Raw genomic sequence first — 8,954 nt, 5'->3', positions numbered from 1 at the left:
AATGCATAAAATCATTTATTCAGCACTGCTGGCGGATGAAATGTGAGTTTGAGGATCGTGTTGAAAATAAACTTCGCTATAATCTCGATACTGCATTGGATTATTGGGGAAGTTTTGCACGTAATTTTTCACTAAACGATAACCTTCATCATACCATAAGGCCACAATCGGGGCCTGTGTCATCAGGTAATTCTCGGCTTGTGTGAAGTATTGATTAGCCTCTTCCAGTGAACCGGCGGCAAGGGCTTTTTCAAAAAGCTGGTCATATTTTTGATCCTTGAATCGACCAATATTGGGGACAGATTGCTGATTTGGATCTTCCGGTACATGTTGGCCATAAAACTGCCAAAGGAAATTCTCCGGACTTGGATAGTCTGCCAGCCAGGCCGTTCTGATCAGATTGAAATCACCACTAAAGCTTTTTTCCAGCAATTGTGAGAAGGGTAAGATTTGTAATTCAAGATCAATGTTTAAATGGTCTTTCAATTGCTTTTGAAGTTCCATGGCCACATAAGTATTTCGATCTCCTTCCGCATTTAGCAGTAATTTTATTTTAGGAAATGGATTACGCTTATTATAACCCGCTTTTAGTAGATAGTATCTGGCAGAATCCAGATTTAGGGGGTATCCCTTAATTTTTTGGATATCGTAGTTTTCAAATACTGGTGGGGTTACCCCTTGTTCCGCTGGAGCATAGCCCTCTCCATTCAAAACAAAATCTAAAATTCGATGCCGGTCAATAGCAAAACTGATCGCTTTACGGACATTCACATCCTGGAAAACACCCTGATCATTTCTAAAAGTAAGGTATTGTGATAGCATTTCAGGTACCCGCTGAAGCATATAATCTGTTGGGACATTGGCTCCTTTAGCAGCTGTTTCCTCCAAAATCTCAATGATGTATTCGGTAGGAAGACGATAAATCATGTCTAATTTTCCTTTTTTGAACTCCAAAAGCTCTGTTTTTTTATCCTTTATAAAGGAAATGCTTATGGCATCAATGAAAGGTAATTGATTATTGTATTCATCCGTTTTGTGGTAATGTCGGTTCTTTTTAAGGGTAACCGAAACATCCTCATCTATAGTATTTAAATAAAAGGGACCAGTACCTACCGGGTGAATCCTAACATCTAAGCCATATTTTTCAAGGGCTTCTTTGGGGTAGATGAAGGCTGCGGGTCTGGCCAGTGTTACCAGGAATAATGCGTTTGGAGCTTGTAGCTCTACAGAAACGGTATATTTATCAATGACTTTAACGCCCTTTAATTCAAAAGCAGGAACATTGCCGTTGGCACTGGCGTCATAATATTCCTGAGCGCCTAAAATCAGATCTTTAAATGCAGGGAAGTTTTTATTTTGAAGACTTTGGGTGCATAATTTTGTCAAACAAAATTTCACATCCTCAGCCGTAAATTCGCGTCCTTTTCCTTCGGCAAAACAGGGATCATCATGAAAGAAAACACCTTCTTTCAGTTTAAAAGTATACGTTTTTCGATCGTCCGAAATAGTATAGTCCGCCACCAGAGAGGGGTGAACCTTGGAGATGTCCGCCTGGTCAAAGGTAAATAAGCCTTCAAATATGGGAGTGGCTACCCGATAAGAAAAAGCATCCGCAATAGCGGGAGGGAATAAGGTTTTGATGTTTTCCGTTTCATTTAATCTAAAAACACCACCATAATTTCTTCCAGCCTTTGCTTCTTTTACTTCCTGGCTACGGTCTTGCCCTGTCTGGGCGCCACACGACCAAAGAAAGATGGTGGTAATACCGAGTAAAAGGATGCTTTTAAAAATATTCATAATGTTGGGTAAGGTTTCTTATTTTATTTCTAAATAGACGGGGCAATGATCAGAGTGTTTAACCTCCGGTAAAATTTTGCCGTCTACCAGACGTGCTTTCATTTCGGTTGTCGCCATCAAATAGTCAATACGCCAGCCCTTATTTCTTTCGCGAGAAGCTGCCCGATAGCTCCACCATGAATAATGGTGAGGTTCCGGCTGGAATTGGCGAAAGCTATCAATGAAACCACCGTCAATGAATTTTGTCATCCACTCCCGCTCTTCAGGTAAGAATCCTGATGTATTTTTATTCTTATCAGGGTTATGGATATCAATGGCAGTGTGGCAAATGTTATAGTCCCCACAAACCACCAAATTAGGCAAATCTTGCTTCAGGGACTGAATATACTGATAAAAATCCTCCAACCACTCCATTTTGAATGCTTGTCTTTCTTCTCCGCTTGAACCTGAAGGCATGTAAGTATTTAAGATAGAAACATCCTCAAAATCAACTCGTAAGGCCCGACCTTCACGATCATATTTTTCCATTCCACAGCCATATTCCACATGTTTAGGAGCAATTTTAGTTAATACCGCTACTCCGCTATAACCCTTTTTCTCCGCGGCCATCCAATATATTTGATACCCCAGTTTTTCCCATGCAGCAGTATCTACCTGATGTTGTTCTGCTTTAACTTCTTGCAAACAAAGTACATCTGGCTGCTCTTCTTCCAACCACTCATTAAAACCTTTTTTTATGGCCGCCCGGATGCCGTTGATATTGTAAGAGATAATTTTCATTAATAATCGTGACTAATTTGGTGAATTTAGTGAAAAGTCTAATTCTTTCTCAAAATACTCAATGATATGCATTTTAAGTAATTTTTCCTGCTCCAGCAGATCAAAATGTGGCAATGGCTTTAAAACTTTCCAATGTGGCCAGCCATCTTTATCCAATCCTTCTAATTCGTAGAAACCCGAATAGCTCAAGACTTTGCAAATGGCAATATGCATTAAATCTTGTTTTTCTTCTTTGGTAAAGCGCGCAAAACCTTTTCCTAATTCTTGTACACCGATTAATAAAAGCACCCCATTAATATCTTTTGGTCGGGTGTTGAGTCGTTCCTTGATTTCGGATAAGAGCTTGGCCCAGGCACGGGCCAAGTCTAAGTCTTTTTTGATCATGCCTTATTTTTTTGCTTATCTAAAGCCTCCCAATACTCCACCGCTCTTCTAAGCTCCGGAATAACGATAGTTCCTCCGATTAAATTCGCAATGCTAAAGATTTCGAAGACTTCGGCTTTGGTGACGCCTAATTCGTGTACTTTTTCCAAATGATATTTGATGCAGTCCTCGCATCTCAACACCATCGAACAGGCTAAGCCCAACATTTCTTTGGTTTTGACATCCAATGCGCCTTCGGCGAAGGTATTGGTGTCAAGGTTAAAGATTCTTTTTAATACTTTATTGTCTGCCGCCAAGATTTTATCATTCATTTCAGAACGATAGGCATTAAATTCTTCTACTGGATTCATAATTAAATTCCGATTAATGACGCAAAGATAAAGGTAAGCTTTTGATTATTAATGAAAGTAATTTCCTTCTTTCCGCAAATTTGTATTGGACTTTACATCTGCCAAAGAAATTTCCGAAAACAGTTTATTTTCAATAGGTTTTACTAGGGCATGAAGATATTTAAAGCTACCCTGGCAGGAGTAAAGCATTTATTGTTTCCCCCTTATTGTTTATGCTGCGATGCTCACATCCCTTTTGAAAATGCCATGATTTGTATGGACTGTGAATTGGATCTTTCCTGTTCCATGACGGATAGTGATCGAGAATTAAAAGTGATTTTTTATGATATGCCACAAGTAAAGGGTTTATATATCGCCTTTCAGTTTTTCGATAATTCCAGGGTTCAAAAATTAATTCATTATTTGAAATATAAGCATTATCCTGAAGTGGGAGAACTATTGGGGCGCAAATTGGGGAGGATCATAAAGCGACAACAGCAGCCTTTTGATTTTATTATTCCGGTTCCAATTCATCCCAAAAAAAGGAAAATCAGAGGGTATAATCAGGCGGAGCATATTGCTAAAGGGGTAATGGAAGAAACGGGGATTCCCCTGGCTTTTGGTCTTCTCAAAAAACAGAGGCATTCTTTTTCGCAGACTAAATTGAATAAGGAAGAGCGAATCAGGAATGTAGAAAGGAGTTTTGGTTTACGAAAAAAACTAAACTTTAAAGGAAAAAGAGTTTTGCTGGTGGATGATGTATTAACTACTGGCGCAACTTTAAGGGCTTTGGTTCAAGTCTTAATTGAGGCGAAGGCAGATCATATTGAGATCGGGGTTTTGGGAAAGGCAGAGGCATAAAAAAAAGAGATGCCGATTCGACATCTCTTTTCTCTTATTTTGAAAGGATTGAATTAATAGTTCGTTCCTGCTCTAATCATTGCACAACGGAAACCGATGGTTGCAGTAGCAGAATCCTGCTCCAAATAGCGGCGAGTTCCAGGATTTAACCAGTAAGCCACATCGGACCAAGATCCACCCTTATAGACACGTGCCTGGTCACTGATTAGGGAGTTCGCACTCTCATAATCGTATTTGTCCTGGCTATCCAAGAAACCATCTCGACGAACCGGGTTCAAATCTTCCATATCCTGGAAAGATAGCGGACGATAAACATCCAATACCCATTCGTTAACGTTTCCTGCCATATTATACAAACCGAAATCATTCGGAGGATAATCGTAGATAGAGCTGGTAATCATGGCTCCATCGTTCAATTTACCTGCAATACCGGCATAGTCACCACGGCCTCTTTTGAAGTTGGCCAGGATTTGTCCCATTTGCTTTCCGTAAGGGTTACGAACTGCGTGACCGTCCCATGGGTACTGACGACGGTGGGTGTTATTTTCATCCATCCATTGTGTACCGATAAGTGCCTGCGCAGCGTATTCCCATTCAGCCTCTGTCGGTAGACGGTAATCCGGAAGTACTACCCCAGACTCTAAAGGAATTCGTCCACCACCTTCTGGTAAATCTTCACCCGCATCTTCTGCCAACTTGTAGTTCACGATGGCAGTTCTCCAGGTACAGTAATCCATTGCCTGTTGCCAGTTGATACCAACCACAGGAAAGAAACGGAAACCAGGATATCTGAAGTAATGGTTTACGTAAGAATCGTTATAAGCAAGTTCACGAGCCCAAACAGTCGTGTCAGGCAAAGCTGAACGATAAAATTCTTGGGAGGAATCTTGATTAACGAAGTGGGTGTATTCCAACCAGTGAATATTGGCGATTTCTGTTTCATCCATATAAAAGGAAGCAACAGTAACAGTACGCTCTAAATTGTCACGGGAGTTCATAACATCCTCTTCGAAAGAACCCAGTACGGTACGTCCTCCTTCTATGAAGACTAAGTTGGGACCATCGGGTTGACCACGGAAATCATTGACTTTGAATCCGTCGTCGTCATTGTATTCCAAACCTGTAGCAGTAGAAATCCTGCCAGGGCTGGAAGCGGTAGGTTGAGTGCTGGTATTACAGCTAATTAACGCAAAGGCTAATAGAGCTGTGCATGCCACACCACTAAAGATTGACACAAAATTTTTCATAACCTGTTTTTGATCTTCGCATGATAGGTTGCTAATATAATTATAAGGATTTTTGTTGCCAAACCAAGGATTAATTAGCAAATATTATTTTTACCCATCATTTCGGTAAAGTTAGCATAAAACAATTTAAGTACGTATTAAACTGTGAAAATATCGTTATGTTCTTTAATTTTTTTAATCCAAAATAGTTTGGAAAATTTTATAGGCCTCCTCGATGCTATCCACTGCTGAAAAACGGACCATTAATTTGTCCCTGATCTCCTTTATTTGGCACCTGCGGGCATTTAATTGAACATATTGCAATATTTTCCCAAAAACTTCAGACTGAAAATATTCCGTATTTTCCTGTCCGATGACATAGGCTTTCATTTTAGTTCCTTTGATCAATAATTTTTCAAAGCCTAATTCCTGAGCCGTTGCACGTAACTTAACGGCTAAAATTAAATTTTGTACTTGTTCCGGTAAAGCACCAAACCTGTCCTCTAAATTGAGGGTGTATTCCTGTAGGTCTTCTGGCTCTAGTTTATCCAGCTGACTGTAAATGTTTAGTCTTTCGGCCGTATTGGTAATGTACTCTTCCGGAATTAATAATTCCAGATCCGTTTCCAATACACACTCCTTGGCCGGTTTAGTGGCTTTTTCCTCTTTCTGCTCATCAAAAAGATCTCTGAATTCCTCAGAATTTTTAAGCTCTGTTACCGCTTCATCGAGAATTTTGTGATAGAGTTCAAAACCAAGGTCTGAAATAAATCCACTTTGTTCGGCACCTAATAGATTTCCGGCACCACGAATGTCGAGATCTCTCATGGCTACTTTGAATCCATCTCCCAAATCCGTAAACTCTTCTAAAGTGCTTAGCCTTTTTCTAGCCTCACTGGTCAGGGTGGAAGTTGGAGGAGAGAGTAAATAGCAAAATGCTTTTATATTGGACCGTCCTACCCGGCCTCTCATCTGGTGCAGGTCGGATAAGCCAAACATATGCGCCTGATTAATAATAATAGTGTTGGCATTGGGAATATCCAGTCCGGATTCAATGATATTGGTGGAAATCAGTACATCAAATTCTCCCTCAATGAAAGAGGTCATAATCTTCTCTAATTTCGGTCCCTCCATTTGTCCATGAGCAAAAGTAACTCTGGCATCAGGAACCAGCCGGTTGATAAGACTGGCAATCGCTTCAATATCACCAATTCGGTTGTGTACAAAGAATACCTGTCCACCGCGCTTCACTTCGAAGTCCACCGCGTCCCGAATAATGGATTCATTGAAAGTATGAATTTCAGTGGTTACGGGTTGGCGGTTTGGCGGAGGAGTGGCGATGACACTCAGGTCTCTGGCGCCCATCAGGGAAAAGTGAAGTGTTCGGGGTATCGGGGTTGCCGTTAAGGTCAGCACATCCACATTTACCCGCATTTCTTTTAGCCGATCTTTTACTTTAACGCCAAATTTTTGTTCCTCGTCAATCACGAGTAAGCCCAGGTCTTTAAAAACTACATCTTTATTGACTAATCGGTGTGTACCAATCAGAATATCGATTTTGCCCTCTTTCAGGTCTTTCAGGATTTCCCTAACCTGCTTAGCGGTTCTGAATCGGTTGATATAATCGACTCTGACTGGCAGGTTTTGCAGTCTGTTTTCAAAAGTTTTGTGATGCTGCATGGCCAGAATAGTGGTCGGCACCAAAACGGCAGCTTGTTTGCCGTCCGTGACGGCTTTGAATGCCGCCCGAATGGCGACTTCGGTTTTTCCAAACCCCACATCCCCGCATACGAGGCGATCCATTGGATACTTTGCCTGCATATCTCTTTTTACATCCGCTGTGGCTTTGGCCTGATCGGGGGTGTCTTCGTAAATAAAGGAGGATTCCAGTTCAGCCTGAAGGAAGGAATCTTCATCAAAAGCATAGCCTTCCACTTCTTTTCTTTTGGCGTAAAGCGCGATCAGGTCTTTGGCGATGTCCTGCACCTTCTTTTTTACACGGGACTTTTTCTTTTCCCATTCCGCAGAACCGAGCTTACTCATTTGTGGAGCGATACCCTCTTTTCCGGTGTATTTGGAGATTTTATGCAGGGAATGAATGCCGACAAAGAGCAAGTCATTGTCCCGATAAATCAGCCGAACGGTCTCCTGCGATCGCCCATTGACCTCCACTTTTTCCAGACCGGCAAATCTGCCCACCCCATGATCTATATGGGTGACGTAGTCTCCGGTTTTCAGACTTCTTAATTCCTTTAAGGTTAGTGCTTTTGATTTAGAGAAGCTTTGTTTGGCCTTATATCTGTGAAATCTTTCAAAGATCTGATGGTCCGTATAGCAGGTAATATTTCTTTCTGTATCGATAAACCCACCACGCAGGGCAATGGGAATAGCTTCTACCTTTAAGTCAGGCGCAATTTCTTCCAGAATATTCAATAATCTTTCCCTTTGTTTGGGCACATCGGCAATCAGGTATATTTGGTAATGCTGATCCTGATGGGCTTTTAAATCTTCCACCAACAGGTTAAAGTCCTTATTGAAATTAGGCTGCGCTTTGAATCCCCAATCGAAAGATTTGGTTGATTTACCCAAAAAGCGGTTTCCAAAAGCTATGATGGAAAAGGCATTAAGGCTTTTTGAAAAGGATTCACTATTCTCAAATAGTTGATCCGGGGGTAATAATAGTTTGGCGCCTCCGCTATCCTCCTGTTTATCTTCAAATATGGAATCGGCTTTTTCATAAACCTTATCCAGCGTATCTAACAACAGTTCCTCATCCTTGATCCAGATTTGGGTGTTTTCTGGCAGGAATTGGAGGAAGCTGATTCTTTCCTCCTCCTGAATCTGTGTTTTGATATTAGGGATCAGGCTGATATTCTCCACTGATTCCACCGAAAGCTGGTTTTCAGGATCAAAGGTTCGGATACTGTCGATCTCATCGCCAAACAATTCAATACGATAGGGTAAGTCATTTCCAAAAGAAAACACATCAATGATTCCCCCGCGGATGGCAAATTGTCCTACTTCGTAAACAAAGTCGGTGATTTCAAAGCCGAATTCCAGTAAAATACTTCTGAGGGTATCAACATCTACCTCCTCCCCGATGGATGCCCGGAAGGTATGCTCTTCAAGAGCAGTTTTATTAATTACTTTCTCGGTTAATGCTTCCGGATAGGAAATGATGATGTTTTGTTTGTCATCAGAATGGTTGATTTTATTTAAAGTTTCGGCCCTGAGTAAAACATTGGCATTTTCTGTTTCTTCCGGTTGGTAAGGTTTTTTGAAAGAAGAGGGGAAAAGTAAAATCTCCTTGTCGGTCAGGTTTTGAAGATCATTCAGGAAATAGGCGGCTTCTTCCCGATCATGTAAAATGATCAGTTGGGGTTGATCGCTTAATTGATGGATGGTTGCGGAAAGTAAGGCATCAGCGCTTCCGGCTAGATTTTTAAATTGAAGTCGCTGTTTTTTGGAACCCTGAAGCAGTTGGATGACCTGTTGGACGAAGGGATCTTGGGTATATTTAGAGAGGAGTATGTCTCTGCTAATCATAGGGGGTGCGGATAGTGGATACAAAAAAAGT

At 41.1% G+C, this 8,954-nt stretch carries 7 protein-coding genes; 1 reads left to right on the top strand and 6 read right to left on the bottom strand.

Going from position 1 to position 8,954, the window contains the following annotated elements; translation table 11 throughout:
• Positions 1-15: 15 nt before the first annotated feature.
• The 4 genes from AAA970_RS15045 to AAA970_RS15030 are packed head-to-tail and all read right to left on the bottom strand — an operon-like array spanning position 16 to position 3,311.
• Positions 16-1,797: an ABC transporter substrate-binding protein gene (locus AAA970_RS15045; protein ID WP_338237695.1), complete on the bottom strand. Its 1,782-nt coding sequence runs from the start codon at positions 1,795-1,797 to the stop codon at positions 16-18.
• A gap of 18 nt (positions 1,798-1,815) precedes the next feature.
• On the bottom strand, positions 1,816-2,577 hold the full coding sequence (locus tag AAA970_RS15040) for an exodeoxyribonuclease III (protein WP_338237694.1): 762 nt from the start codon (positions 2,575-2,577) through the stop codon (positions 1,816-1,818).
• Positions 2,578-2,589: 12 nt separating this feature from the next.
• On the bottom strand, positions 2,590-2,961 hold the full coding sequence (locus tag AAA970_RS15035; protein WP_053406397.1) for a hypothetical protein: 372 nt from the start codon (positions 2,959-2,961) through the stop codon (positions 2,590-2,592).
• On the bottom strand, positions 2,958-3,311 hold the full coding sequence (locus AAA970_RS15030) for a carboxymuconolactone decarboxylase family protein (RefSeq protein ID WP_053406398.1): 354 nt from the start codon (positions 3,309-3,311) through the stop codon (positions 2,958-2,960). The genes AAA970_RS15035 and AAA970_RS15030 overlap by 4 nt, the downstream gene beginning before the upstream one ends.
• A gap of 150 nt (positions 3,312-3,461) precedes the next feature.
• Here AAA970_RS15030 and AAA970_RS15025 point away from each other — a divergent pair, with 150 nt between their 5' ends.
• Complete coding sequence (locus AAA970_RS15025) at positions 3,462-4,151, top strand: ComF family protein (RefSeq protein WP_338237693.1); 690 nt, start codon at positions 3,462-3,464, stop codon at positions 4,149-4,151.
• A gap of 53 nt (positions 4,152-4,204) precedes the next feature.
• Here AAA970_RS15025 and gldJ read toward each other — a convergent pair whose 3' ends face one another.
• Positions 4,205-5,398: a gliding motility lipoprotein GldJ gene (gene gldJ, locus AAA970_RS15020; protein ID WP_053406400.1), complete on the bottom strand. Its 1,194-nt coding sequence runs from the start codon at positions 5,396-5,398 to the stop codon at positions 4,205-4,207.
• Positions 5,399-5,572: 174 nt separating this feature from the next.
• On the bottom strand, positions 5,573-8,923 hold the full coding sequence (gene mfd, locus AAA970_RS15015) for a transcription-repair coupling factor (protein ID WP_338237692.1): 3,351 nt from the start codon (positions 8,921-8,923) through the stop codon (positions 5,573-5,575).
• Between the last annotated feature and the right edge of the window lie 31 nt (positions 8,924-8,954).

This window comes from Persicobacter diffluens (assembly GCF_036244895.1).
Taxonomy (GTDB): Bacteria; Bacteroidota; Bacteroidia; order Cytophagales; family Cyclobacteriaceae; genus Persicobacter; species Persicobacter diffluens.
This window is presented reverse-complemented; position numbering and strand designations above follow the sequence as displayed.